This is a genomic window from Pantoea sp. UYEF8, assembly GCF_040546285.1.
In the GTDB taxonomy this organism is placed as follows: Bacteria; Pseudomonadota; Gammaproteobacteria; order Enterobacterales; family Enterobacteriaceae; genus Pantoea; species Pantoea brenneri.
In genome coordinates, this window is the sequence record NZ_JBEPNM010000002.1 from 346,239 (window position 1) to 372,538 (window position 26,300).

The window sequence follows — 26,300 nt, forward strand, 5'->3', positions numbered from 1 at the left end:
AGAGGCAGGAATAATGTGTGTACTCTACACCTATTTAACCGCAGACAGAAGGCCGCAATCCATGAAAGCAGCAATAATCGATCGGGCAGGCGCAACACCCTACTACGGTGATTTTCCCGAACCGCAGGCAGCAGCAGGCCAGCAGCGGGTGACGGTGAAAGCCGCCGCCATCAGCCAGCTGGCAAAATCACGCGCGGCTGGCACCCATTACAGTGGCGCGGCAGGCTATCCGTTGATTCCCGGTATTGATGGCACCGGCTACCTCGATAACGGCGATGCGGTCTATTTTCTGGCGTTCGACCCAGGCTGGGGCAGCATGGCGCAGCGCACCCTGGTGCGAAGCGAGTGCCTGATTGCGCTGCCGCCAACGCTTGATCCGGTGGTCGCTGCGGCTATCGCCAATCCGGGGATGTCATCCTGGACCGCACTGACCCGTCGGGCGGCGCTGCGGCCCGGTGAAACGGTGCTGATTAACGGCGCGACCGGCACCTCTGGCCGGCTGGCGATCCGCATTGCCCGCAGTCTGGGCGCGGGAAAAATCATTGCCACCGGCCGCAACAGTGAAACGCTGCAACAGCTGCAGCAGGAAGGAGCCGATATCACCCTGACGCTGGCGGCGCTGGCGACCGACCTGCCCGCCCTGATGGCAGAAGGCATTGATGTGGTGCTGGATTACCTGTGGGGAGAGAGCGCGCTGGCGATCATGACGGCCGCAGTCAGCGGCGGCGACAAGGTGGTGCGTTTTGTGCAGATTGGGTCGCTGAGCGGTCAGGAGATTCCGCTGCACAGCAAATTGCTGCGCGCCTCCGGGCTGACGCTGATGGGCAGCGGCCTTGGCAGCGTCGCCGACAGCGAGCTGATCGCCTCAATCGGCGAAATGCTGCAGGCCGCCGGGCCTCACCACTTTTCGGTGCCCTTCCGGGCGCGTCCGTTAAGCGAGGTTGCGCAGGCGTGGGATGAAGACGACAGCCGCTGCCGGACGGTGTTTACCCTGTAATGTGCCTGGCCGCTTCAGCGCGACGGGTCCAGCGGATGCAAAAAGCGCTCTGGATAATCGGGGGTAATTGCCTGCTGACTGTCGTAGCGGCCAAACAGCTTGTAGCGATTCAGGGCGATACGATCGTAGGCAAAATTACTGATGGCATCCGGAAAATGGCGCAACACGCTGAGGCCGCGCCACGGTGCCGGCATATGCTGCATCACGCGGAATACCGCCTGCGCCCGCAGCCAGTGCTGATTATCGGCGATATAGACAATGGTGCTGACGTTCTCCTGCGGTAATCCGGCCCAGCACAGCAGCGCCTTGCCCTGCTCGCTCTGTACCGCCGCAAAACGAACCTGCCGCGCCAGTCGATGGCGCAGCAGGAACCGGACCCAGCCATTGCACAGCTTACAGACGCCGTCATACAGCACGGCGCTCTCACCGGTTTGCAGATAAGGGGGTGATGACATGCTGCAACTCCTCACTCGTCGGACATTGAGGTGAAGTGTAGCTGTTTCTCTCCAGCTGTTGCTGTAACCAGCGGGCCACCGCCAGCTCATCCTGCGCGCTGGCGTTGACCCGCAGCACCGGCCCCAGCGCCATTGGCTCTGCCTGTTGCGCCAGCTGGCGCAGTTCGGGCAGATATTCCGCGCCGGGATGGCCGGGCAGCCGCTGCGATAGCCGTGCCTGATAACGCGCCACTGCCGCCTCCGGGGCGATCTGCATCCACAGCTCCAGCACCGCGCCGACGCCAGCCTGCTGCAGGCCCTGTTCCAGCACCGCGCGTGACTGAAAGCCAAACCAGGCGTCAATCAGCCAGATCTGACTGGCCGGTGCCTGACCGACAATGTTCCAGATCGCCTGATAGGCAGCGCAGCCGAGCTGCCGGTTACGCTGCCGGTCGACCGGCGCAAAGCAGGCCATAAAGGGTTCCTTCAGGCTGTCGAGCGTCAGCACTGGCCAGCCGAAGCGGTGCGACAGCGCACGTGTCAGGGTACTTTTTCCCGAGGCCGGGATTCCGTTTACCAGCACCACGCGTTTTAACGGGGTTGTTGTCGTCATAAGATATCAATGACCTCCGCGGCGCTGCGGGCCTGACGTAATCTGACCAGCGTCTCTTCATCTTCCAGCAGCGAGACAATGGCGCGGATGCCCTCTTCGATATGCGCATTACTGTCGCGCGCGCCGAACATAATCACGATGTCCGCTTTTTCACTGCCGGCAAACGAGATCGGCTGCGCCAGTACAATCAGGCTGAAGCAGTCGCGGATCACACCGGCTTCCGGCCGGGCATGCGGCATGGCGATGCCTTCGTCAAACACGTAATACGCGCCGTGAGTCAGCGTATTGGCGATCACCTCTGCCGGATAGCGCGCCTCAAGGTAGCCGCCGCTGACCAGCGGTTCGGCGGCCAGCGCGATCACCTGACGCCAGTCCGTGGCGTCAATTCCGACCTGAATCGCGTTAGCTTGTTGCAACAGCTGCTTAATGCTCATCCACTCTCCTTAAATCGACTGGCGAACCACATTGCGTAATTCATCGATTTTGACAAACAGCGCATCAATTTCATTTCGGTAGCGACGGCTTTTGGCAAATAAGCTTAATGCCCGGTTATATTCCAGCATTAATTGCTTCTGCGTCTCGCCATCACGCGGATTGGCAGCCAGTTTATTTTCCAGTTCGGTAATTTTCTCGCGGCTGGCTTGCGCCTGCTGGTCCTGCTGTTCCGCATCCGGCTGTTCAGCTGGCGGCGACTTTTTTAAGAATCCAAACATAGCGTCTCCTGCCCCGACCGGCGCCGGGGCACCTCAGGTTAATACTTAATAAAGAACCAGATTCAACAGATCGACTGACCGCTGATTCAGGTCGGCCGCGCCCTCAGACCGGGCGATTAACGGAACAACTGCATCTTCTCAACCAGCACGCTGGTCACCGCATCATTGGCCGGTACCAGAAAATTACGCACGCTGTCGTTGACCTTGCCTTTTTCAAAGCTGGTTTTGCATTGTGCGACCCACTGCACATTCATTTCCGTGCCGACGTTGACCTTTTCAATGCCGCTGCGCACCGCTAAACGCATATCTTCGTCACTGACGCCGGTCCCGCCGTGCAGTACCAGCGGCGTGTGGGTGGCGGCGGTAATGTCCGCCAGCCGCTGATGCTGAATATGCGCTTTACCGGTATACAGGCCATGCACCGTGCCGACCGAAATCGCCAGCATATCGACGCCGGTCTCCTCCACGAAGCGTCTGGCATCCTCTACCGGGGTGAAGGCAATTGCCTCCATTTCGACGCATTTGCCATCTTCTGAACCGCCAATCGCCCCGAGTTCCGCCTCTACCGAGACGTTGTGCGGCCGCGCCATGTCGATGACCCGACGGGTGTTGGCGATATTCTCCTCAATCGGCAGATGCGATCCGTCATACATCACCGAGCTAAAACCGGCGTCGATGGCGGTCTGAATCGCCGCCAGGTCGGAACAGTGATCAAGGTGCAGACAGGTCGGGACGCCGGTGCTTTCTGACAATGATTTAATCGCATCGACCAGCAGTTTATGACCCAGGTATTTCGCCGTACCGGTGGAGATCTGAATCATTAACGGGCTGTTGGTTTTTTCCGCCGCTTTAAAATAGGCCGGCAGCATCTCCAGGCAGTGCAGGTTAAACGAGCCGACCGCTTTAAAATCGCGTTGCTTAGCCAGCTGTAACAGATCGGCGAAATTATAAAGTTTCATGGATTTTTTCCTCTTGTGGCTTAGTGGATTTCCCGTTAACAAACCAGGCGAGTGCAGTAACGAAAGCGATAAACAGGGCGACAAACAGCCAGTTGTTCTGGAAGGCGTGGCCGAGTACCAGACCGGTGCTGATCACGTCGGAATCGCTGAAGGTCACGCCGGTGAAGCCGTAGCTCTCCAGCATCGGAACCAGAATTGCCGGCAGCAGCGTGATGAACAGGCCGTGGACAAAGCCGCCAATCATCGCCCCGCGCCGTCCGCCGATGGCGTTACCAAACACCCCGGCGGTGCCGCCCGCGAAGAAGTTGGTCAGCAGCCCGGGCAGGATCATCGCCAGGCCAAACATCGGGAAGACCAGCATGCCGACGATGGAGCCGAGCGTGGTGGCAAGGAAGCCGACAATCACCGCGTTTGGCGCGTAGGGAAACATCACCGGGCAGTCGAGCGCCGGTTTAGCGTCCGGTACCACCCGCATCGCAATCCCACGGAAAGCCGGCACCAGCTCGTTAAGCAGCAGACGCACCCCGCTGTAGAGCACGAACACCCCGGCGACGAACTGAATCGCCTGCATAAAGGCGTACATCAGGTAGTTCATGCCGTTGCTGTACTGGGCAATAAACGCCGGGCCGGCCGCCAGCGCCGGGATCAGGTACATCGGTACCATCACCAGCGCCATCGACAGATAGGTGTCTTGCAGGAACTTGAAGTTATCCGGCAGCTTCAGGTCTTCGGTTGAGCGCGACCCTTTACCGACCACCTTCGCCACCGCTGCCGTCACCAGATACCCGATGGTGCAGAAGTGGCCCAGCGCGACGTCATCAGAGTCGGTAATCCGCCGCACCACCGGCTGCGCCAGTGCAGGCATCACCACCGCCATAATCCCGCCGAAAATGCCGCCGGTCAGGATCAGCGGCAGACCGCTCAGCCCCGCCTTGTAGCCAATCACCGCACCAATCGTTGCCATCCACAGCAGCGCCTGGCCGGTGAGGAAGATGTACTTAAACGGCGTCAGGCGAGCGATGATGATGTTGACGATAAAAATCACCAGCAGGGTCAACGCCACCTCCGATCCCAGTTCACGGTTGGCCAGCCCGGCAATCGCCGCCACATCGGTGATATAGCCCTGCATCCCGAAGCCGTGGGTAAATATGGTGTTAAGGAAGGTCAGCGTGCCGACAATAATATTGATACCGGCCATCATAATTAAAAAGCCCAGCAGGGTTTTAAAGGTGCCTTCCACCACCTTGCCGGCCGATTTTTTCTGCAGCAGCAGACCAATCAGGGCAATAAAGGCGATCAGAATTGACGCCTGCCCTAATAAGTCTTTTACCAGGAAGCCGATCACACTATTCATGGGCAGCGACCTTCATGTTGCGTTCTTTTAAAAAGGCCACGATCTTTTGCTCAATTTCCGCTTTATCGGTAAGCTTGTTGAGAATAATGACCCGTTTAATCTGTTCCGGACTGGCATCGGCATTTAATACATCGGCAAACGCTTTTTGCGTCAGGATCATGTCTGATTTAAACGCGTTGGCTTCAGAAATGGTGGTGTGGTCAATATCCGCGTCAATTTCCAGTTTCTTTAATACCGCTTTTGCGCTCATCTCAATCGCAAAACTGGATCCTAATCCGCAGCCACAGACACATAAAATTTTCAGCATGGTTTTCTCCTCACAGAATTTGCAGTTGTTTAGCGAGCTTGTAATGATGCCCGTCGGTATCGACCAGGCGTTTTTGCATGCTTATTAAATCAATCGGAATCGGTTTATTACTGCCATTAATAATCACCGCTTTATTGCGCATTCCTGACTGAATACAACGCACCACTTCACTGGCCATAATGGTGCCCTGATAAATTTCCTCGCAGGTGGGTTCACCATTACGCAGCCCGTAACCGAGAATGGTCTTGCGGATGCGGACGCCAATTAACGGTTCCAGCTGTTTGATTAAGGTATCGATCGCCCCCTGAAAACCGGGTGAATATTCACGGGTGTAGCCCTCTGAGCAGAGGATCACCACGCTGTTCTGCTGCGCCAGCCGCTGAGTGATGCGTTGTGCCAGCTGCGGCAGTGGGATCTGACACTCCGGGATCAGCGCAAAATCGGCATTGGATTTTAACGCCGACTGCAGGGTTAACTCGCCGCAATAGCCACCGAGCAACTCCAGCATAAAGACCCGTCCGGGTAATGCCCGGCCGGTATTACGCAGCTTCGCCACCTCTTTTAATACCTGCTCGCAGGCGGTGGAAAAACCGAGCGTATAATCACTGCCAAATACATCGTTATCAATCGTCATGCCGACGCCAAAACAATTGACGCCAGATTCCGACAGAGTATGCAGAAATTGCAGCGACCCGTCACCGCCCGCCATGATTAATACTTCAATCCGTGCGCTCTTTAGCTGGCGGGCAATCATTTCATATTCACTGCGCAGCAATTTTTTTTGCGTCCGTCCCGATTGCATCACCGGGATCGGGGCGATAGAAAAGTCGAGCAGATCACGCTGACTAATATCCCGATAGCAATGGTTTAATAAACCGGGTATGCCGCCGTCAAATATCACGATCTCTGCCTGGGTCAGTCGGCCGACCTGAAAAACAAAATTATTAATGCCGCTGACATCGCCACCGCTGATCACTATTCCGATTCGCATTATTCCCCCCCGCTGGCTTAATTGGTGCCGGATTTCATTGTTCCGGGATAAGGCGTTGTTATTTGCAACGGAGATCACAGTTACGAGCGGTATTTTCCAGGTGTGATGATTGACAGCGCTTTATTACTGAGCTTATTTGTGATCGTTATCACAATTAACATCGCTGGCAGGCTCGACGTGAATCCTGATATATCAGCGGGTTAGCTAACGGAGCCGGGGAATATTGTGGTCGGCAATCGATCTGCCGATCGACTGGCGATCTGTCATAACAAATCTGTGATTTTCACCTCATTTTTTACGGTTCGGCGGCTATTTCCGTCGGGTCTCCGGGGTGAATAGCCGATTAAAAACGCCGCAACCGCCGCTATTTTTGTTATTTCGATGGCGATCAATGATTGACAGTGGAATGTCGCTAGCTGTCCAATGAGACCCCTTGTTAACCAAAATAATGAGATGAAATGACCTCCTCGCAGCTCATGCTCCGCCAGCTTGGCGAACGGGTCGGTGTGAAAAATCTGCTCACCGAACGGGATGATAAAGCCTGGTACACCAAAGGATTTCGGGTCGGTCGGGGTGAAGCGCTGGCCGTGGTGCTGCCGCAGACGCTGCTGCAGCTGTGGCAGGTCCTGCAAATCTGCTGCGCCAGCAACGCCATTGTGCTGATGCAGGCAGCCAATACCGGAGTGACCGGTGGCTCGACGCCGGATGGCAATGATTACGATCGCGAGGTGGTGATTGTCAGTACCCGTCGGTTGAAAGGCGTACAGGTGATCGACCAGGCGCGTCAGGTGATCGCCTTTCCGGGTGCCACCCTGACCGAGCTGGAGAACATTCTCGCCCCGCTGGGCCGGGAACCCCATTCGGTGATCGGCTCCTCCTGTATCGGCGCATCGGTGATTGGCGGTATCTGTAATAACTCCGGCGGATCGCTGATCCGGCGCGGTCCGGCCTTTACCGAAAAGTCGCTGTTTGCCCGTTTGCATGACGATGGGCGGCTGGAGATGGTGAATCATCTGGGTATCGATCTGGGAGAGAGCCCGGAAGAGATGTTACAGCGGCTGGAGCAACAGAACTACACCACCGGCGACCGGCCTGACTGGGCGGGGAAGATCTGGGCTGACGACTACGCCAGCCAGCTGCGGGACACGGCGGCGGACAGCCCGTCGCGCTTTAATGGCGATCGGCGTTATCTGCATGAAAGCGCTGGCAGCGCCGGTAAGGTGGTGGTGTTTGCGGTGCGTCTGCCGACTTTTGAAGCCAGTCCGCAGACCCGGACCTTCTATATTGGCAGCGACGATGAGCAGCAGCTGGTGGCGCTGCGGCGGGTGCTGCTGGCAGAGATGCAGGCGCTGCCGATTCAGGCTGAATATATCCATCGTAACGCCTTTGATCTCACGGTGCGCTACAGCAAGCATATGATGCTGGCGATTGGCAAACTCGGTCCGCAGGCGCTGCCTGGACTGATGGCGAAGAAAGCTCGCTGGGATGTGCGGGTCAGCCATCTGCCGTTTTTACCGCGTAACAGTGTCGATCGACTGCTGCAGTTCTTTAATCAGATCACCCCGCGCGGTGTGGCGCCGCGCATTATGGCCTACCGCGACCGGTTTGAGCATCATCTGATGATCAAAGTGGAAGCACAGCAGACCGCAGAGCTGGAGGGCCTGCTGACCCGCTTCTTCAGTCAGGGTCAGGGCGATTTTTTCCTGTGTAACCAGCGGGAAGCGCGCGATGCGTTTCTGGTGCGCTTCGGCGTTGGCGGCTGCACCATCTCTTACTGTGATTATCTCGGCTACGACCCCGATCAGCGGCTGGTAGCATTTGACGTGGCGTTACGGCGTAACGATCGGGCGTGGCGCATTGAACTGCCGCCCGAGCTGGCGGAACAGGTGCAGGTCGACTCCTGCTGTGGCCATTTTTTCTGTTACGTCAATCATCAGGATTATGTGCTGAAACCGGGCGTGGATGCGAAGGCGTTTAAGCAGGCGGTGATTGCGGTGCTGGAGCAGCGCGGTGCGAAGTATCCGGCGGAACACAATGTCGGCCATCTCTATCGCGCGTCAGACGAACACGCAGCGCACTGGCGGATGCTGGACCCGAGCAACAGTTTTAATCCGGGGATCGGTAAAACCAGTAAGAAGAAATTCTGGGCGCAGTAAGCGATACGCAATAAGGGCGGCGGCCCTTATTGCATGGCCCGCAGTTATTTAGCGTAGGCTTCAGTCGACAGGGTCAGCGCAACCTCATCACCTACCGCCGGAACATATTTATCCAGCTTAAAGTCGGAGCGCTTGATGGTGCCGGTGGCATCAAAACCAATCGCCTGCTTCTTCACCATCGGATGCTCACCCTGCTTGTTCAGCGTGGCGTGCAGCGTCACCGGTTTGGTGATGCCTTTCAGCGTCAGGTTACCTTCAACGTCAAAACGGTTATCGCCCTTCGCCACCACTTTGGTGCTGTGGAAGGTCGCGGTCGGGTATTTTGCGGTGTCGAAATAGTCTGCACCGTTAAATTCTTTGGTCAGCGCCGCAACGTGGCTGTCGATTTTGCTGACCGGCAGCGTTACATCAACACGTGACTGCTCAGGATGATCTTTATCGAACACCAGCGTGCCGCTGGCATCCGGGATATCGGCGGTCGGGTGTGAGAAACCGAAATGATTCCAGCTGACCACCACCGAGGTGTGCTCAGGATTGAGCTGGTAGTGCATCGCTTCTGCCTGAGAGACAGGAACATACAGGCTGGCAACGGCTAACAGGGGCAGCGCAATACGCTTGAGGTTCTTCACGATAAATTCCTTGTACAACTCAAAAATGTAAACTGAGTGTGGTGCAATTCGACCGGAATAAACAGTGAAGAGATTTGTCGGTAATTTTCAAATAAATTCAGCAACCTTGCTGCTGCAACTCAGGTCGCACCACCAGTGGTAAATAATACCCGCCAGCGGCGCCGCGCCTGAATCAGGTCGTGGTGCAGTTGCTGCAAGCTGACAACGTCCAGCGCCTCTATCGCCGCCGCATCCGGGTCGGTCAGGCCATTCAGCTGGCGTAACCGGGCCAGCGGTGTATCAAGCCGTTCGCGATGCAGACTGGCCTTCAGTGCCACCAGATCGCAGCCTGCCAGCGCCTCATTCAGTGAACGCAGAAAATTACGGCAGTAGCGCAGCAGCGACAGCGCGCTGTAATCGGGCGACTGCAGCGCGAACAGCACGCCATCCTGATCGGCGCAGCGCAGATAGCGGCTGCTGACCACATACCCTATCTGCTGTTCTACCCGGTAACGCTGGAAGAAACGCGGCTCATACAGCAGCGCCAGCGCCCGCAGCGCAGCCAGCTGTTGCGCCTGCTGGGGTGAAGCGCGTGACGCCTGGTGCAGCGGAATAAACAGCAGCAAGGCGTTATCGCGGCTGGCATGCGGTAGCGCGATCATGCCGCTCGGTGCGGTCATCCGCATCGGCGGTGCTGCCGGATTGACCGGCAGCGGCAGCGCGCTCAGTCGGCGGGCAATCAGCGTCTGCAGCGCCGGGCTGCCGCCGGTGAGCAGCGCCCGCCAGCAGGCTGGTGAAAAGGTTGATGACAGCTGATAAGGCAACTGCTGCAACAGTGCGCGGATGGCAATTGTGTCGGGCGGCGGTAGCGGTTCGTCGTTGACCGGCGGCGTCAGCGCCTGCACCAGCTGATGCAGCGCCCAGTCCGCCACCGCCAGGTCGTGGGGCAGTTGCAGCGTCAGTTGCCACACGCCCTCCACTTCCTGCCATTCGCCCTGGCCACCTGAGTGACGCAAGGCGGCGAACAACGGACGCAGCCGGCGACCATAAGCGTGACCCACGGCCGCGCTGAAGGTTGAAAAAAACTCCGGCCGCAGCAGCAGCGTGGCAGTTTTATCGCTGGCCGGGTCGGCGTCGCGGCCCGCCTCAGCGGTCGGACTGTCAGCCTCGCCGTGGCCGGTCGGTTCCGCAGCAGAATAATGCGGCAACGGCACCGCCTGCGACGGCAGCGGCTGATGGGTCAGCGGTGCCGCCAGCGGATAGAAAGCGAATTCTGCCGCGCTGCTGGCGGCAGGCAGCACCGGCTGCCACGGGTGCAGCGCCAGACTGAAGCCCTGAGTGTGGCAATTTACCTCAGCCGCCTGCGGGCTGCACACCAGCGTGGTGCCGGGCGCATCCGCCAGCGTGGCCAGCCATGACGCAAACCCGCCGACCCCGGCTTGCGGGGCAAAGCCAAAGGCGCGCTCACGCAGCTGATCGAGCGGCGTCAGCGCCGCAAAACGCTGTTGCGCCAGCTGAAGATAATGCTGTTGCTGCGGCTGACGGGTCTGCTTCAGTGCGGCTAACCAGCGCCCGAACAGTGCGTTAACCGCTTCAGGCTGATCGGTGTCGATGCTCAGCGCCAGCCACACCGCATTATCCGCCTGGTAGAGCCACTTCAGGCTCAGCCGATCGGCCAGTCGCTGCTGGCGCAGTGTGGCCAGCAGCGAGCCCGGCGCTTCATCCAGCAGAAATTCGCGCCATAACGTGACGCTGTCACTGCTGTCCAGCAGCCAGCTGCGCCACAGCGCAGCCGGTGTGCTGTTGGCAAGCCGCAATCCGGCACTGACCGACAGCGTGGGCCGCGGCGTCTCCTGCTGCCACTGCCCGTCCGGCAGCGCGGCGGCAAAGGTGCGCGCCAGCTGCTCAAGCTGGTCCAGCGACTGCGGTCCCTGTAGCCAGAGCTGCATATTAGCGGCATAAAAATGGCGCTGATGGAACTGACGCAGCGCCTGTTGCAGCGCGGTCATCTCTTCGCCAAAGCTGGCGCGACTGCCAATCTGAAAGCGCCGAAACGCCGGTGGTGAGGTGGCGGCATGCAGTAGCGCGGCTTCGGTACGGGAGGGTTGATGCTGCTGGATCAGCTGATATTCAGCCTCAATCACCGCGATTTCCTGACGGATTGCCTGATGGTCGAGCAGCGGATGGCACAGCATATCCTGCAGGCGCGCCAGTCCGTCAGCCAGCTGCGGCGGCGCAACCTCAAAAAACCAGGCGCTGCGCCGGGCCAGCGTGGTGGCGTTGACCCGACCACCCTGCGCGGCAATCCAGCTCATCAGTCGCCCGTCGTCCGGCCAGCCAGCGCTGCCGGTGAACAGCAGATGCTCCAGCAGGTGCGCCAGCCCCGGCCAGCGGTCCGGCTCATCATGGCTGCCGGCGCCGACCTGAATTAACGCTGCGGCCTGGCGCGCATCAGGCTGATGCACCAGTTCCACCCGCAGGCCGTTAATCTCCAGGCGGCGCACAGTTACAGGTTCCGGGTCTTGTAGATCAGCTGAGAATTGCTGCGATTGCGGAACTGCAGCTGTCCAATTTTGATGTCGCTGCAATCGGCTTCGCGGCGTGCGGCGAGGATCGTGTCGTGATGCGGCGATTTGCTGCAGACCGGATCGGCGTTGTCGGCATTGCCGGTCAGCATGTAAGCCTGACAGCGACAGCCGCCAAAGTCCTTCTCTTTCTCGTCACAGGAACGGCACGGCTCCGGCATCCAGTCGTAACCGCGATAACGGTTAAAACCAAACGAGTGATACCAGATGTCATCCAGCCGCTGATCCAGCACCGATGGAAACTCCACCGGCAGCTGGCGCGCACTGTGGCACGGCAGCGCGGTGCCTTCCGGCGTGACGCTGAGGAAAATCGCGCCCCAGCCGCCCATGCAGCCTTTCGGACGCTCTTCATAATAGTCAGGCGTGACGAACAGCAGGTTGGTCAGGTTACCGCTGGCGCTCATCCGCTCACGGTAACGGCTGACCACCGCTTCGGCGCGGGCAATCTGTTCGCGGGTCGGCAGCAGCCCTTCACGGTTGAGCTGCGCCCAGCCATAAAACTGGCAGGTCGCCAGCTCCACATCATCCGCTTCCAGCTCGATGCAGAGATCGATGATTTTATCGATCTGGTCGATGTTATGGCGGTGCAGCACGAAGTTCAGCACCATCGGATAGCCGTGCGCCTTAACCGCCTTCGCCATTTCCAGCTTCTGCTGGAAGGCTTTTTTCGATCCGGCCAGCGCGGCGTTCAGGGTTTCATCACTGGCCTGAAAGCTGATCTGAATATGATCCAGCCCGGCTTCGCTGAACGCATCCAGCTTTTTCTCGGTCAGGCCAATGCCGGAGGTGATCAGATTGGTGTAGAAGCCGAGGTCACGCGCCGCTTTGATCAGCTCCGGCAGATCCTTACGCACCAGCGGCTCACCGCCGGAAAAACCGAGCTGTACGCTGCCCATGGCGCGCGCCTGGCGAAACACCTCGATCCACTGCTCAGTGGTCAGCTCTTTTTCCTGCTGGGCAAAATCGAGCGGATTTGAGCAGTACGGGCACTGCAGCGGGCAGCGATAGGTCAGCTCCGCCAGCAGCCAGAGCGGCGGATTTACGCCAGGTTTACTCGGGGTCACGGAACTGTATCCACTTCTGTTCATAGGCTGATTGCAGGAACTCTTTCACATCGTCGCCGACGCCGCCGGCTTCCGGGAAGCGGCTGTCGAGCGTGGCAATAATGGCGGCGATATCCTGTTTGCCGTCCACCAGCGCAAGGATGGCCGCGGCGGTTTCGTTGAGCTTCGCCATCCCTTCCGGATAGAGCACCACGTGGCTATCCTGCGCGGCTTCCCACTGCATGCGGTAGCCGCGACGGAACGCGGCAATCAAGTTTTCATTCATCTGTTATACCAGTCGGGTGGTGTGCCACGCCGCCTTGTCGGTGACGGTGTGGTAAGGCGGACGCTTAAGCTCATAGGCCATGGTCATCGCGTCGAGCATGCTCCACAAAATATCGAGCTTAAACTGCAAAATTTCCAGCATCCGGTTCTGCTTTTCAGCGGTGGTGCAGAATTCCAGCGCCAGCGCCAGGCCATGTTCCACATCGCGGTTCGCCTGGCTCAGGCGGCTGCGGAAGTAGAAATAGCCCTCTTCTTTGATCCACGGATAGTGCTGTGGCCAGCTGTCGAGGCGCGACTGATGGATCTGCGGCGCAAACAGCTCGGTCAGCGAACTGCAGGCTGCTTCCTGCCAGTTGGCGCGACGGGCAAAGTTGACGTAGGCGTCAACCGCAAAACGCACGCCTGGCAGCACGTGCCGCTCGGAGATCAGTTCTTCACGCGTTAGCCCGACCGCTTCGCCGAGCTGCAGCCAGGCTTCAATTCCGCCTTCTGCGCCATTGCTGCCGTCGTGATCGAGGATACGCTGCACCCATTTACGCCGGGTCGCCGGATCGGGACAGTTAGCCATGATGGCAGCATCTTTCAGCGGAATGGTGGTCTGGTAGTAAAAGCGATTCGCCACCCATCCCTGAATCTGCTCGCGCGTCGCCTGACCGTTATGCATCGCGATGTGATACGGATGATGAATATGGTAGTAAGCGCCTTTGTCGCGCAGGGCCTGTTCAAAAGCCTGCGGCGACAGCGTGTCAGTGATCTGCATGATTTAGTCCTGAAGGTGGATCGCCATTCCGTCCCAGCTCACCTCAATCCCTTGCTGCGTCAGGAACTGACGCTGAGGGGACTGCTCGTTGAGAATCGGATTGGTGTTGTTAATGTGAATCAGAATTTTGCGTTTTGCCGGCAGCGAGGCCAGCAGCGCCATCAGCCCCTGCTCTTCGGCCAGCGCCAGGTGACCCATCGCTTTGCCGGTATTTTTACCGACGCCGGTGGTCAGCAGTTCATCATCCTGCCAGACCGTACCGTCGATCAGCAGGCAGTCTGCTTTTTGCAGCCACGGCAGGATCACCGCATCCGGTTCGCCGAGGCCCGGCGCATACAGCAGCGTCTTGCCGCTGGTGCGATTTTCGATAAACAGCGCCACGTTGTGGCCCGGCAGTGGCCGATCGCGGTAAGGCGAATAGGGCGGCGCGTTGCTGAGAATCGGAATCGCGGTGAACTGCAGATCGCGGCAGACATCGACGCTGAACGGCGTCAGCGGAGCGATCGGCCGGTGCTGCAAACCGCCGTTCCAGTGGGTCAGCATCGGAAAGATCGGGAAGCCGCTGCTGAGGTCGTGATGCACTTCCGGCGTACACCACACCTGATGTGGGCAGCCTTCACGCAGGCTGAGCAGCCCGGTGGTGTGGTCGATCTGGCTGTCGGTCAGAATAATCGCGCCGATCGCCGTGCCGCGCAGCACCCCGTGACGGGTTAATTCGGGCGTATGCAGAATCTGCTGACTGATGTCGGGCGAGGCGTTACATAACACCCAGTCTTCGCCATTATCGCTGAGGATAATCGACGATTGGGTACGTGCACTGGCCTGAATGGTGCCGGTACGCACGCCATGACAGTTAGCGCAGTTACAGTTCCACTGCGGAAATCCGCCACCAGCGGCTGAGCCGAGGACTTTAATAAACATGAAGGAAAACCAGAAGTTGAAACAAAATGCCCGCGCAGATGGCGGGCAGAATTATTAACGGTTGGAGATGTACAGAGTCACTTCCAGGCCGAGACGCAGATCAACGAAAGTTGGCTTTTTCCACATGATTTATTTCCTCTTGAGTAACAGTAAATTAGCGGCCAGAAAATCCGGCGACCGGGTGTGAAACGCGATCCCAGTCACAAATTTGCCGACAGATGTTGCGCCAATGGCGCGTCGAGATCAACCCGAAAGAAGTAAGGAAATTGTTATCACAGACCGGTTTGCGCTAAAACCCGCTGCCAGTTTCCCCACGCCAGCTTCTCTGTCAGTGTTTGATCATAGCCCGCTTCCCGCAAAGCGGCGAGCAGACGCGGTAATCCGCTGACATCGCCCAGCGCCTCCGGCGGGGTTATACCGTCGAAATCGGAGCCAAACGCCACATGGTCGCTGCCCATTATCCTCAACAGATGATCACAATGCTTAACAATTTCTGTCAACGGAGTGTTACTGTCGCGCTGACCATCGGCGCGCAAAAAGGCGTTGCCGAAATTAATCCCGACCAGTCCGCCGCTGTCGCGGATCGCCACCAGTTGGGCATCGGTCAGGTTACGCGGCTGGGGACAGAGCGCATGCGCATTGGAATGGCTGGCGACCAGCGGCGCATCAGAGAGTCGCGCGGTATCCCGGAACGCTTTTTCATTCATGTGCGATACGTCGATCATCATTCGCAGCGCATTAGCCTGCTTAATCAGCGCCTCGCCCGCCGCCGTCAGCCCCGGACCGGTATCGGGCGAGCCGGGAAAGCTGCCGCTAACCCCCTGACCAAACCGGTTAGGCAGATTCCAGAAGGGCCCGACGCTGCGCACCCCGGCCTGCCAGAACGCCTGTAATGCCTCGCCGTCGCCGTCCAGCGCATCGGCGCCCTCGATATGTGCCACCATCGCCAGCACGCCTGCGGCGCGGCAGGCCGCAATCTCGTCATGGCTGCGGCAGATGCGCGCCCGTCCACCTGACGCATCGGCCAGCTGCTGCAGAATTTCGAGCTGTTGCCACATAATCTGCAGTGGCTCATATGGCTCCTCGGCGCGTGCCGGAACGGTGCGGGCAATGTACTCCTGTGGGGGCACAAAGATCGCAAACAACCCGCCGCCGAGTCCGCCCTGCTGAATGCGAGGAAAATCGAGGTGGCCTCGTTCAATACCCTGATAAAACGCCTGCGCGGGCGCATCGCGATGATGCAGCCACAGATTAAGCAGCAGATCGTTGTGACCATCAAAAATCAACATAAGCGTCCACCCGAATAAACAGGCGACCATGCTACCCCTGCCCGGCGGATTCATCAAACCGCAGCGCACCCAGGGTGTTGTCCTGAAGTTAGCATGGTGCGGTACCGAGGGCTTTTATCATGAACCGGGCAGATTATCGGCGGAATCAAAGCAGCAGGCGCGTGTTGGCAGGCAGGTGTGCATCACTAAGTTTTACAGCCCGTATCCTGATTCTTAATGGGCAAATACCGGCTTTAAACTGTACCACAACACTTAATAATTATTTTTGCGTAACGCAGTAAATTTATTTATCTTTATTTCATTTTTTCAGGAATAGGGAGTGTTGTTCCTTTTAACACCAATACTGATGGAGAATGGAAGCATGGCGCATAACATAGCCCCCGGATATTGTGTTGTGGAAAGACCTGGCTCGCTGGAGTATCAGGCACGAGAACTCTTCAGGGATATTCGCTCCCCAGCTGCCAGTCTGTTTATGAAAATTAATGCGGATACGCAGTATCTGAAACCGGGCCAAATTTTAATTGTTGCTGACTCAGAGACGCCTGATCACCTGACAATGCAGATGATGACGACACTCAGACAGGCTAAAAATAAAACCAACGCAGCGCTTATAGGCTTAAGTAGCGACGATGCCGGATTCATGCAGACACATTACGGAATGATTGCTGCGCTGACAGGTGTCGGAGACAAGGTTTTCGGCACTGTGGGCGATGTCGGCGAAAAGTATTTTAATGCTATTGAGCAGACACTGAAAAAAATTGAAGCCAGCTACCAGAATCAATTTCGTACTCAGGGGACGTTAATCAGCCAGCAGTTCTTTGTGGAACGTAATCAGTTGCTGAACCAGCTAAAGGAACTGGTCAATAAACCCCTGTTAAAATCTCTCGCCCGGTATGTCGTGAAATTCCAACAGTATGACAATATGAAGCGAGCATTAAACCTTTCTGGTCGTTCGATTGTGCATGAGTGGTCCACCGTTGGGTTAAGTGGCATTCCAGGATATTCGTATTATGTCGGCAATGCAGCAAGAGCAGCGCGCTTCCTTAAGACCGGAGGATATATAGGTATCGGATTTGCTTTGGTCGGGACAACTAACGATGTGGTGAATGCTTGCTCAAAAGGGCGCGAAAGTGAATGCAGGAAAATTGCTGTCAGAGATTACACAAAGTTTGCTGTAGGCACCGGTGGTGCAATGTATGCTGGTGCATGGGGGGGTTCTGCTGCGTTAGCGGGTTGTGCGGCCATTGGGATAGTGACCGCGGGGGCGGGAGGTGTTGCTTGCGCGGCAGTGGGCTCCGTGGTCGGTGGTTATATCGGTAGTTCGGCAGGCGAAAAAGCAGTTGATTATTTACTGGGGTCAACCGGTGACTGAGTTTTATATATCAAGGGCGGGGTTGTTCTTTGGCCTGGCAGGCAGCTTTTTTATTTTCATATCTTTCTTCCTTTACGCTTTTAACAGAAAGGAATATGACAAACTCATTTCATTGTTCCTGGAAAAATATCAGTTCCCTCCCCCCTATTCGTTCTATCACATGGCCGGTTATTTTGGCGCATACCAGATGTGCAGATTTTTCATTAAGCTGAGCATGAATAAAAGAATATCCGCCTTTAACAAAGATAGTCCTGCTTATTCCTTTTTCAGCGAAAACAGACTGACAGTAAGTCGCTGGATGATATATTTATCACGTTTGTGGCTGTTTGCAGGAATCTGCTATCTCGCAACAGCGCTGGCTGTTCTGATTTTGAGTATTCTCAGATGAAAGCTAAGCTGATCACCACGTAACCTTACCAGCCCACTATGTGGGCTTAGTACGCTACTACAGCGCTTCTCCAGCCCCACATCTGCCATCGCCTTAAAGCCCTTCAGTAACCTTTCAGCCATCTGAGCCTTCAGGCGGAACAGCCCTGTTACAGTTTGCGTATTCGCCTTAATGTGTTGTCACTTTTGCGCATCAGGTTGTCAGCATTGCGCGCGCGCCGCTGGCACTCTGCCGCCAGACTGGAAAAAAACCACCTGGAGAGAATGATGATGCTGACCGATCCCGCTGAGAAATACCGCCCATCCCCGCTGATTACCCTGCCCGATCGCCAGTGGCCTGCGCGCCAGCTCAGCCACGCACCGCGCTGGCTGTCAACCGATCTGCGTGACGGTAATCAGGCGCTGGCCGAACCGATGGATCGCGATCGCAAAATGGAATTCTGGGCGCTGTTGCTGCGCTGCGGCTTTAAAGAAATTGAGGTCGCCTTTCCCTCCGCCTCGCAGACCGACTTCGACTTTGTGCGCGATCTGATAGAGCAGCACCGCATTCCTGATGACGTGACGCTGCAGGTGCTGACCCAGGCGCGCCACGATCTGATTGAGCGCGCCTTCATCGCCTTGCAGGGCGCACCGCGGGCGATTGTGCATCTGTATAACGCCACCGCCCCGCTGTTCCGCGAGCGGGTTTTCAAACAGAGCAAAGCGGAGATCGTGGCGCTGGCAACGGCCGCTGCGCAGCAGATCCGCACCGCCTGTGAGGCGCAGCCCGAAACGGCGTGGACCTTTGAGTACTCGCCGGAAACCTTCTGTTTTACCGAAATGGCGTTTGTGCTGGAGATTTGTGAAGCGGTCGCCGACGTCTGGCAGCCTGACGCCAGCCGTCCGATGATCATCAACCTGCCCGCCACGGTGGAGGTCAACACGCCCAACGTCTATGCCGATCAGATTGAGCTGTTCTGCCGCCAGTTCAGCCGCCGGCAGGCAGTCTGCATCAGCGTCCATCCACATAACGATCGCGGCACCGGTGTCGCCTGCGCTGAACTGGCGCTGCTGGCGGGGGCGGATCGGGTCGAAGGCTGTCTGTTTGGCAACGGCGAGCGCACCGGCAATGTCGACCTGGTCACCCTGGCGCTGAATCTCTACACCCAGGGTGTCGCCCCGCAGCTGGATTTCAGCCAGATGAGCGAAGTGCTTGAGGTGGTGACCCGTTGTAATCAACTGCCGGTCCACCCGCGCCATCCTTATGCCGGTGAGCTGGTGTTTACCGCCTTCTCCGGCTCGCATCAGGATGCGATTCGCAAGGGTTTTGCCTGGCGCACCAGCCAGCAGGAAACGCACTGGCAGATGCCCTATCTGCCGCTCGATCCGGCCGATATTGGCTGCAGCTATGAAGCGGTGATTCGGGTGAACAGCCAGTCAGGCAAAAGCGGTGCCGCATGGCTGCTGGAGCAAAACCACGGCTTGCAGCTGCCGCGCGCGCTGCAGCAGGATTTCAGCCGCTGCGTACAGCAGCACACTGACCATCATGGCGGCGAGATGACCCATTACGCGCTGTGGCAGCTGTTTTGTCGTCAGTATGGCGTGGACCAGCCAACGCTGCAGTTGCTGAAGGCCAGCAGCCAGAGCGATAACCACGGCCAGACCACGCTTAACGCCAGCGTCAGCTATCAGTCGCGCACCCTCAGCTTACAGGGCAGCGGCAACGGCTGGTTGTCGGCCGGGGTGAATGCCCTGCGCCACGCGTTCGACCTGGCGCTGACCATTGAGGATTACCATGAACACACGCTGGGGAAACGCAGTGAGAGTCGCTCGGTCGCCTATATCAGCTGTCTGGATGCCAGTGGCAACCGCTACTGGGGCGTGAGTATCGATAATGATACGGCGCGCGCCGCGCTGCAGGCGCTGTTTAACGCGGCGAGTCGCTTTCCTGCGCGGGAAAATAATCCGTCGGCGCCACGCCCAGCAAGCGACGAAACATCGCGCTGAAGGCGCTGGGACTTTCATAGCCGAGATCCAGCGCTACCCGCAGCACCGAATCGCCCTGCGCCAGTCGCGTCAGGGCGATGGCGAGGCGGGCGCGACGGACCCAGTCGCTGAATTGTAAGCCGGTTTCACGGCTGAAGTGACGCGCCAGCGTGCGCCCCGAGACGTTGAGGCTGGCGCTGGCACGCAGCAGGGTCCAGCTTTCGCCCGGCGTCTGCTGAATACGCTGGCAAAGCGCCTGTAACCGGGCGCTGTGCGGTGCGGGCAGCGCAAACGGCAACACGTCCATGCCGCGGATTTCATCCAGAATCAGTTCCACGATCCGTTCGGCACGGCTGTCAGCCAGATAGGCGGCCGGCAACGTCAGCGCGCTGACAATCAGCTCACGCAGCAGCGGCGTAATCTGCACCATCTGACAACTGGCTGGCAGATCGGCGCGCGCCAGCGGATGGATAAACAGCGTTCGTGCCGCCACCGTGCCGGTGATCTGTAGCGCATGCCGGGTAAACGCCGGTAACCAGACACCGCGACTCGGCGGCACCGTCCAGCTGCCAAATTCGGTCTCCACCCGCACCACGCCACTCAGCGTGTGGATCAGCTGCGCGCAGTCATGCTGATGCCACGGCTCGCTGGCACCGTGGGCGTAATCATGCGCCAGCGGCACCAGCGGCCGGTGGCTGAAGTCAAAGCCGGCCGGACAACTCATTGCGCGTTCAGATAGCGGTAGACCACTGCCAGATCCTGTTCACCCAGGCCGTCATCAACCGCCTGCTGCCAGAAATCAGCAATATTTGCCAGCGCCGGCAGCGGAATATCAGACGCCTCAAGGGCCAGTCGGGCATCTTTCAGCGCCCAGACCAGATTCATCTGCGGGGTGTAGTCGTCGCTGGCAATCATCCCCAGCTTCATTTTTGCGTACGGGGCCGCCAGTGGGCCGCCCTCCAGCACCTGCCAGAGATCGTCGGTCGAAAAACCAAACTGCGCCGCCAGCTGGGTGCTCTCCGCCAGGCTCTGCATCATGCCAATCAGCCAGCTGTTGATCACCAGCTTCATGCGTGAACTTTTGCCCGCCTCGCCCAGCCACTGCGTGCCCTTGCCAATCGCGGCAAATACCGTTTCGGCCGCGGCGGCGCGGCTGCGATCGCCGCTGGCTAATACCAGAATCTGGCCATTTTCTGCTGGCGCTTTGGTGCCGGAGACCGGCGCGTCAATAAACAGCACGTCGCTGCGCGCGCCGGCGAACAGGGCGATCAGCGTGTCGGTTTTTTCCACGCCGATGGTGCCCATCTGACATAAAATGGCGCCCGGTTTAAATGCCTCCTGACTCTGCTGCAGCACCTGCTCAGTGGTCTCGCCGTCCGACAGCATCGCAATCACCACATCTGCCTGACGCACCGCCTCGGCGGGCGAATCGGCCAGTTGCAAACCGGCATCCAGCAGATCCTCGCCGCGTGCGCGGGTCCGGTTCCAGCCGTGGACCTTAAAGCCTTTCTTCAGCAGGTTAGCGGCAAACGCGTGGCCCATTGCACCCAATCCCAGAACCGCCACTTCAGGTTGTTGACTCATGCTGACTCCCTTTGATCAATGTGGAAATGATGCGCCGCGACCCGACTGGCCCCGACGCATAAGGCTTAAAAAAGGCTCTCTTCAGCCTGACGGCAAACGGCCAAAAAATCCAGCCCAACGCGATGAGGCAGCCGGCAATGTCCTGTCCCGGCACGCTCGCTGTCGGCGCGCTAATATTCCGGCCGCCCGCGCCAGTTAGCAATCCTGCGGCGCTAATCCCCTCTCTGCCTGATCCAACAATAAACAGTACGCCTGCCGCTGCCGCATTTTGCGTCTCTTCCTGCCAGGTCTATGCTTTATTCACTTTCATTCCGCAGAGGCTGTGTAATGCATCAATTTGATCCGCAAATGCTGCTGTTACTTTATTTCGTTTTACCGGTCTGGCTTATTGCTGGTTTCGCTGACTGGATCTGTCATCGGGCGACCGATATTGAAAACACCACCGGCCTGAAAGAAACCTGGATCCATATTCTGATGTTTTTAGAGATGGGACTGCCGTTATTGTCGGCCCTGTTTTTAGAGGTGAATGCGCTGGTGATCGCCTTTATGATTGTGCTTTTTTTCTGTCACGAAGCCACCGCACTGTGGGATGTCAGCTACGCGGTGACGGCGCGTGAGGTCAAGCCGATCGAGCAGCATGTTCACAGTTTTCTTGAGATGGTGCCGCTGATGGCGCTGCTGCTGGTTATTTCACGGCACTGGCCGCAGTTCCAGGCGTTATTTGGTTTCGGCGATGAGCCGCCCCGTTTTGAGCTGATGTGGCGCGCCGATCCCCTGCCGACCGGTTATATCATTTTTGTTCTGTCGGCTATATTCCTGCTGGAGATGCTGCCCTATCTGGAAGAGTACTGGCGCGGCAAAAAAGCGCGTAAGCGTGCCGCGAATAAAGCCGCAGCCGGCGATTAATTCTGCAGCCTGCTGACGGTGGTTATTTGCGCACGGCAGACGAACAGAAAATAAAATAACCGCTGTCGGCCGCAGAACCGATAAAACAGAGGCAGCGACTGCGCGGCGTCGGGTGAACGGAATAAGCCTGACGACACGTAAAGATCTATACCAGAACCCGGCAAAGCATTACCATACGCGCCAATTGTTCCAGCTGGTTCATTATTCATCTTTTTCAGGCCGCTAAAAATGAAAATAACGTTACTGCGTCAGGCGACGCTGCCGCTGTTGATCCTGCCCACCCTGTTTCCGCTGTCGCTGCTGGCAGAAGAGAATGACAACACCCTGGTGGTCAGCGCGACCCCGTCCGAGAGCGGCCTGAATGTGCTCGACACGCCCGCCGCGGTCAGTGTGGTCAGCGGTGATGAGATGCGTCAGGCCGCACCACGCGTCAATCTGTCGGAAAATCTCAGCAGCGTGCCGGGCTTACAAATCCAGAACCGGCAAAACTACGCTCAGGACCTGCAGCTGTCGATCCGTGGCTTTGGCTCACGCTCGACCTATGGCGTGCGCGGTTTACGCATCTACGTCGACGGCATTCCGGCCACCATGCCGGACGGCCAGGCGCAAACCTCAAATATCGATATCGGTTCAATCGATCACGTTGAAGTCCTGCGCGGGCCGTTTTCCGCGCTGTACGGCAATTCCTCTGGCGGAGTGGTGAATGTCACTACTCAGGCCGGGCAACAGCCGCCCACGCTGGAGGCCAGCAGCTGGTACGGCAGCTATGGTAGCTGGCGCAACAGCGTCAAAGCCAGCGGCGCGACCGGTGATGGCAGCCACGCCGGGGACGTGAACTACACCGTTTCCGCCTCACGCTTTACCACTCACGGCTATCGTGATCACAGTTCGGCGCAGAAAAACCTCGGCAATGCGCGGCTTGGGGTGCGCATTGATGATGTCAGCACCTTAACCCTGCTGTTTAACAGCGTGCATATTGATGCGCAGGACCCGGGCGGGCTGACGCCGTCCCAGTGGCGCGACAATCCGCGTCAGGTAGTAAGCAACGTTTCGCTCTACAATACCCGTAAAACTGTCGATCAGACCCAGGGCGGCCTGCACTACCAGCGCCAGATGAGCGACAACGACGATCTCAGCGTGATGGTCTACGCCGGGGTACGGGAAACCACCCAGTTTCAGTCGATTCCCGCCAGCGTACAGACCAATCCCAGCCATCCCGGCGGGGTGATCGACCTGACCCGCCATTATCAGGGGATCGATACCCGCTGGACGCACCGCGACACGCTGCTGTCGATTCCGGTGACCCTGACCGGCGGTCTCGACTACGAGACCATGACCGAACGGCGTAAAGGCTATGAGAACTTCACCGTCAGCAACGGCGTGACGCATTACGGCGATCAGGGCAACCTGCGCCGCAATGAGCGTAATCTGATGTGGAACCTCGACCCCTATCTGCAGACGGCCTGGCAGCTGACCGATAAGCTGTCGCTGGATGCGGGCGTGCGCTTCAGCACCGTCAACTTCGACTCCAATGACTTCTACGTTGTCAACGGCAACGGTGACGACAGCGGCAATGCCCGTTATCACAAATGGCTGCCAGCGGCGTCGCTGAAATATGCGTTTGATCCGAGCTGGAACGCCTATCTTTCGGCCGGTCGCGGCTTTGAAACCCCGACCATCAATGAGCTTTCTTACCGTTCTGATGGTCAGTCGGGCCTGAATCTCGGCCTGAAACCGGCCACCAGCGACACGCTGGAGATCGGCAGCAAAAAACGGATTGGCAATGGGCTGGTCAGTGCGGCGCTGTTCCAGACCGATACCCAGGATGAAATTGTCGCTGACGCCAGCAGTGGCGGACGCACCACCTATAAAAATGCCGGGGAGACCCGCCGCCGCGGACTGGAGCTGGCGTTAGATCAGCAGTTTGGCTGGGACTGGCAGCTTAAAATGGCCTACACCCTGCTGGATGCGCGCTATCGCAGCAACGCCTGTGGCAGCGACAGCTGTGACGGCAACCGCATTCCGGGCATCGCCCGCAATATGCTGTACGCCGGACTGGGCTATGTGCCGGAACAGGGATTCTATGCCGGGGCTGAAATGCGTTATCTGAGTCAGATCGCCGCTGACGATCAGAATGATGTCAAAACGCCGTCCTACACCGTGGTTGGCCTGAACAGTGGTTATAAGTGGCAGGTCAGCGACTGGACGCTGGATCTGTTTGGACGGGTCGACAACCTGTTTGACCGCGAGTACGTCGGATCGGTGATCGTCAATGAGAGCAATGGTCGCTACTTTGAATCAGCACCCGGCCGCAATTACAGCGTCGGGTTAACCCTCGGCTACGCCTTCCGCTAAAACAAGTCGGGCCACCATCGCGGTGGCCCGACTGTTAAGATCACACGCTAATCAGGCGCGCGAACTCAGCTGCGCCAGAATATCCTCACAGCTGCCGGTTTCGCCTAACCGTGGGAAGATCAGGTTGACGCTGTTGTTGTGAGTATTGATGTCTAAATCGGTCATTGCGTCAGTGGCCAGCGTGACATTGTAACCTAATTCATACGCCTGGCGTGCGGTCGATTCGACCCCAATGCTGGTGGCGATGCCGCAAATCACCACCTGAGTAATGCCGCGCTGCTGCAGCTGCTGGTGCAGTGGCGTAGCGTGAAAAGCACCCCAGGTCTTTTTAGTGATGGTCAGGTCGTCCTGCTGCGGCGTCATTTCCGGCACCAGGGTGGCCCAGTCGGCCGGCAGTTCGCCGCTATGCCGTGCCTGTTCAGTACGTCCCGGCGCACCGCCCGCCACGTTAACCAGTACCACTGGCAGATCGCTGGCACGAAACGCCTGTGCCAGGCGCGCGCACTGCTCAATCACCGGCTGCGGCTGATGGACCAGCGGCAGCGCAACGATGCCGTGCTGCAGGTCGATGACAATCAGCGCCGTTTTCGCATCAAGTGTGGTTACAGCCATCTTTAGTCCTCTCAGGGTTCATGTTCAGTCAGTCGTTGAAGTAAAGGGATGGCGTCAATCAGCTGCTGTCGCTCGGCCGGGGTAAGTCGCGCCTCAAATGCCTCAATCAGCCAGTCGTCACGCCGGGCACGGCTGGCGGCGATCACCGCCAGGCAAGCGTCCGTGGGACGGTAACGGGTTTTGCGTCCGTCATGCGGATCGGGTTCACCGGTCACCATGCCAGCCTCCAGCAGGGTCGCCACGGTGGCCCCCATCGACTGGCTGCGCACACCTTCCGCCGCCGCCAGTTCGGTTACCGTCATCGCTCCGTCGCGCACCAGGTAGCCCAGCACCGCCACCTGCGACCAGGTAAGTTCACCCGGTGGCGCAGACTCACGCAGTTTGCGGCCCAGCTTGCCCACCAGCATACGCAGCGTGGCAGCAGGTTCGCTTAAATCGCACATCGCCCTCTCCTCAGGTTTGACGGTCAGTATAGAGATACGAAGGTAAACTGTGTAGTTTGTCCTGGTATCAATTTGTAATTTCCGGCCGTTGCAGATAGTGGATCAGGCTGTGAAAGCGCAGCGGCGTGCTGAGCGGGTTGCGGTAGCTGTGCGTGACATCGGCGCGAAACTGAAACGCCGCGCCGCGCGGCAGACGCCGCCACAGATCGCCGACCCCGAGCAGCAACTCCCCCTCAATCACCACCACCTGCTCGATGCAGCCCGCCTCATGCGGCGAAGAGATGCTCTGCGCACCGGCGGCCAGCTCAACCGCCAGCAGGTCGAAGCGCAGCTGCGGATCGTAGGGTAACAGCGGCTGGACCGACATCTCGGCGTTGGGCTGGCTGAAGGCGGCGGGACTGCCTGGTGCGGGCCCGCCCTCAATGAAAAACGAAAACGGCACGTTAAAGCCGGTGGCGATTTTCCACAGTGTCGCCACCGTCGGGCTGGATTCGCCGCGCTCGATCTGGCCGAGCATCGCTTTACTGACGCCGGTGCGTTCGGCGGTCAGCGTCAGGCTCCAGCCGTTGGCCTGACGTAACTGTCTGAGTGCGCTGCTCAGATGGTGTTGAAGATTCCCCATTGCTACTCCCGATGCTGTCGTCAGCCTGTTCGCTGACCT

28 protein-coding genes are annotated in these 26,300 nt (G+C 58.2%); 7 read left to right on the top strand and 21 right to left on the bottom strand.

The window, feature by feature from the left end:
* The first annotated feature begins 61 nt into the window (after positions 1-61).
* Positions 62-997, top strand: a complete 936-nt coding sequence (locus ABIB18_RS05120) for a quinone oxidoreductase family protein (RefSeq protein WP_031377543.1) — start codon at positions 62-64, stop codon at positions 995-997.
* A gap of 14 nt (positions 998-1,011) precedes the next feature.
* On the opposite strand, the gene ABIB18_RS05125 is transcribed toward ABIB18_RS05120, so the two are convergent.
* From ABIB18_RS05125 to ABIB18_RS05160, 8 genes are all read right to left on the bottom strand, one after another.
* On the bottom strand, positions 1,012-1,452 hold the full coding sequence (locus ABIB18_RS05125) for a thiol-disulfide oxidoreductase DCC family protein (protein WP_089561540.1): 441 nt from the start codon (positions 1,450-1,452) through the stop codon (positions 1,012-1,014).
* A complete protein-coding gene (locus ABIB18_RS05130; protein ID WP_046288328.1) occupies positions 1,421-2,044 on the bottom strand; it encodes a P-loop nucleotide/nucleoside kinase family protein in 624 nt (207 codons plus the stop codon). Before ABIB18_RS05130 ends, ABIB18_RS05125 begins: the two co-directional genes overlap by 32 nt.
* Complete coding sequence (locus tag ABIB18_RS05135; RefSeq protein WP_031377541.1) at positions 2,041-2,478, bottom strand: PTS sugar transporter subunit IIA; 438 nt, start codon at positions 2,476-2,478, stop codon at positions 2,041-2,043. Before ABIB18_RS05135 ends, ABIB18_RS05130 begins: the two co-directional genes overlap by 4 nt.
* Before the next feature lie 9 nt (positions 2,479-2,487).
* Positions 2,488-2,757: a hypothetical protein gene (locus ABIB18_RS05140; RefSeq protein WP_031377540.1), complete on the bottom strand. Its 270-nt coding sequence runs from the start codon at positions 2,755-2,757 to the stop codon at positions 2,488-2,490.
* Between the two features lie 116 nt (positions 2,758-2,873).
* Positions 2,874-3,716, bottom strand: a complete 843-nt coding sequence (locus ABIB18_RS05145; RefSeq protein ID WP_354473759.1) for a class II fructose-bisphosphate aldolase — start codon at positions 3,714-3,716, stop codon at positions 2,874-2,876.
* A complete protein-coding gene (locus tag ABIB18_RS05150; RefSeq protein WP_354473760.1) occupies positions 3,703-5,070 on the bottom strand; it encodes a PTS sugar transporter subunit IIC in 1,368 nt (455 codons plus the stop codon). Before ABIB18_RS05150 ends, ABIB18_RS05145 begins: the two co-directional genes overlap by 14 nt.
* Positions 5,063-5,377, bottom strand: a complete 315-nt coding sequence (locus ABIB18_RS05155) for a PTS sugar transporter subunit IIB (protein ID WP_031377537.1) — start codon at positions 5,375-5,377, stop codon at positions 5,063-5,065. The genes ABIB18_RS05150 and ABIB18_RS05155 overlap by 8 nt, the downstream gene beginning before the upstream one ends.
* Before the next feature lie 10 nt (positions 5,378-5,387).
* Positions 5,388-6,368 carry a 6-phosphofructokinase gene (locus ABIB18_RS05160; RefSeq protein WP_354473761.1) on the bottom strand — a complete coding sequence of 327 codons (981 nt, stop codon included), beginning with the start codon at positions 6,366-6,368 and terminating at the stop codon, positions 5,388-5,390.
* 458 nt (positions 6,369-6,826) lie between these two features.
* Between ABIB18_RS05160 and dld the strand changes: the two genes are divergently transcribed.
* On the top strand, positions 6,827-8,524 hold the full coding sequence (gene dld / locus ABIB18_RS05165; RefSeq protein ID WP_046288329.1) for a D-lactate dehydrogenase: 1,698 nt from the start codon (positions 6,827-6,829) through the stop codon (positions 8,522-8,524).
* A 44-nt stretch (positions 8,525-8,568) separates the two neighbouring features.
* On the opposite strand, the gene ABIB18_RS05170 is transcribed toward dld, so the two are convergent.
* The 8 genes from ABIB18_RS05170 to ABIB18_RS05205 all read right to left on the bottom strand — a co-directional run bounded on the left by ABIB18_RS05170 (position 8,569) and on the right by ABIB18_RS05205 (position 16,015).
* The gene (locus ABIB18_RS05170) at positions 8,569-9,153 is read right to left on the bottom strand and encodes a YceI family protein (RefSeq protein WP_069728278.1); all 585 of its coding nucleotides are present in this window, start codon (positions 9,151-9,153) and stop codon (positions 8,569-8,571) included.
* Positions 9,154-9,272: 119 nt separating this feature from the next.
* On the bottom strand, positions 9,273-11,636 hold the full coding sequence (gene pqqF, locus ABIB18_RS05175) for a pyrroloquinoline quinone biosynthesis protein PqqF (protein WP_354473762.1): 2,364 nt from the start codon (positions 11,634-11,636) through the stop codon (positions 9,273-9,275).
* 2 nt (positions 11,637-11,638) lie between these two features.
* Positions 11,639-12,781, bottom strand: a complete 1,143-nt coding sequence (gene pqqE / locus ABIB18_RS05180; RefSeq protein WP_031377895.1) for a pyrroloquinoline quinone biosynthesis protein PqqE — start codon at positions 12,779-12,781, stop codon at positions 11,639-11,641.
* Positions 12,768-13,046: a pyrroloquinoline quinone biosynthesis peptide chaperone PqqD gene (gene pqqD / locus ABIB18_RS05185; RefSeq protein WP_031377894.1), complete on the bottom strand. Its 279-nt coding sequence runs from the start codon at positions 13,044-13,046 to the stop codon at positions 12,768-12,770. The genes pqqE and pqqD overlap by 14 nt, the downstream gene beginning before the upstream one ends.
* Positions 13,047-13,049: 3 nt before the next feature.
* Entirely contained in the window at positions 13,050-13,805 is a 756-nt protein-coding gene (pqqC, locus tag ABIB18_RS05190; protein WP_031377893.1) for a pyrroloquinoline-quinone synthase PqqC, read from the bottom strand.
* Between the two features lie 3 nt (positions 13,806-13,808).
* Positions 13,809-14,726 carry a pyrroloquinoline quinone biosynthesis protein PqqB gene (gene pqqB, locus ABIB18_RS05195; RefSeq protein ID WP_046288331.1) on the bottom strand — a complete coding sequence of 306 codons (918 nt, stop codon included), beginning with the start codon at positions 14,724-14,726 and terminating at the stop codon, positions 13,809-13,811.
* A gap of 54 nt (positions 14,727-14,780) precedes the next feature.
* Positions 14,781-14,852, bottom strand: coding sequence for a pyrroloquinoline quinone precursor peptide PqqA (gene pqqA / locus ABIB18_RS05200; protein WP_009090272.1), 72 nt, complete (start codon positions 14,850-14,852; stop codon positions 14,781-14,783).
* 146 nt (positions 14,853-14,998) lie between these two features.
* Positions 14,999-16,015 carry a dipeptidase gene (locus tag ABIB18_RS05205; protein ID WP_354473765.1) on the bottom strand — a complete coding sequence of 339 codons (1,017 nt, stop codon included), beginning with the start codon at positions 16,013-16,015 and terminating at the stop codon, positions 14,999-15,001.
* 361 nt (positions 16,016-16,376) lie between these two features.
* Here ABIB18_RS05205 and ABIB18_RS05210 point away from each other — a divergent pair, with 361 nt between their 5' ends.
* The 3 genes from ABIB18_RS05210 (at position 16,377) to leuA (ending at position 19,760) form a co-directional block, all read left to right on the top strand.
* Positions 16,377-17,387, top strand: coding sequence for a hypothetical protein (locus ABIB18_RS05210; protein ID WP_354473766.1), 1,011 nt, complete (start codon positions 16,377-16,379; stop codon positions 17,385-17,387).
* Positions 17,380-17,775, top strand: coding sequence for a hypothetical protein (locus ABIB18_RS05215; protein WP_089561535.1), 396 nt, complete (start codon positions 17,380-17,382; stop codon positions 17,773-17,775). The genes ABIB18_RS05210 and ABIB18_RS05215 overlap by 8 nt, the downstream gene beginning before the upstream one ends.
* Positions 17,776-18,044: 269 nt before the next feature.
* On the top strand, positions 18,045-19,760 hold the full coding sequence (gene leuA, locus ABIB18_RS05220; protein ID WP_354473841.1) for a 2-isopropylmalate synthase: 1,716 nt from the start codon (positions 18,045-18,047) through the stop codon (positions 19,758-19,760).
* Here leuA and ABIB18_RS05225 read toward each other — a convergent pair.
* On the bottom strand, positions 19,681-20,463 hold the full coding sequence (locus ABIB18_RS05225; protein ID WP_354473767.1) for an AraC family transcriptional regulator: 783 nt from the start codon (positions 20,461-20,463) through the stop codon (positions 19,681-19,683). The genes leuA and ABIB18_RS05225 overlap by 80 nt on opposite strands.
* A complete protein-coding gene (locus ABIB18_RS05230) occupies positions 20,460-21,323 on the bottom strand; it encodes an NAD(P)-dependent oxidoreductase (RefSeq protein WP_031377889.1) in 864 nt (287 codons plus the stop codon). The genes ABIB18_RS05225 and ABIB18_RS05230 overlap by 4 nt, the downstream gene beginning before the upstream one ends.
* Positions 21,324-21,650: 327 nt before the next feature.
* On the opposite strand from ABIB18_RS05230, the gene ABIB18_RS05235 reads away from it, so the two are divergent.
* The gene (locus ABIB18_RS05235) at positions 21,651-22,229 is read left to right on the top strand and encodes a diguanylate cyclase (protein ID WP_069728274.1); all 579 of its coding nucleotides are present in this window, start codon (positions 21,651-21,653) and stop codon (positions 22,227-22,229) included.
* Between the two features lie 228 nt (positions 22,230-22,457).
* Positions 22,458-24,584, top strand: coding sequence for a TonB-dependent receptor PqqU (pqqU, locus tag ABIB18_RS05240; protein WP_201306400.1), 2,127 nt, complete (start codon positions 22,458-22,460; stop codon positions 24,582-24,584).
* Positions 24,585-24,635: 51 nt separating this feature from the next.
* On the opposite strand, the gene ABIB18_RS05245 is transcribed toward pqqU, so the two are convergent.
* The 3 genes from ABIB18_RS05245 to ABIB18_RS05255 all read right to left on the bottom strand — a co-directional run bounded on the left by ABIB18_RS05245 (position 24,636) and on the right by ABIB18_RS05255 (position 26,261).
* Entirely contained in the window at positions 24,636-25,196 is a 561-nt protein-coding gene (locus ABIB18_RS05245; RefSeq protein WP_279810289.1) for an isochorismatase family protein, read from the bottom strand.
* An 11-nt stretch (positions 25,197-25,207) separates the two neighbouring features.
* Complete coding sequence (locus ABIB18_RS05250; RefSeq protein WP_089561530.1) at positions 25,208-25,639, bottom strand: MarR family winged helix-turn-helix transcriptional regulator; 432 nt, start codon at positions 25,637-25,639, stop codon at positions 25,208-25,210.
* A gap of 67 nt (positions 25,640-25,706) precedes the next feature.
* Positions 25,707-26,261: a helix-turn-helix domain-containing protein gene (locus ABIB18_RS05255; RefSeq protein WP_031377885.1), complete on the bottom strand. Its 555-nt coding sequence runs from the start codon at positions 26,259-26,261 to the stop codon at positions 25,707-25,709.
* Between the last annotated feature and the right edge of the window lie 39 nt (positions 26,262-26,300).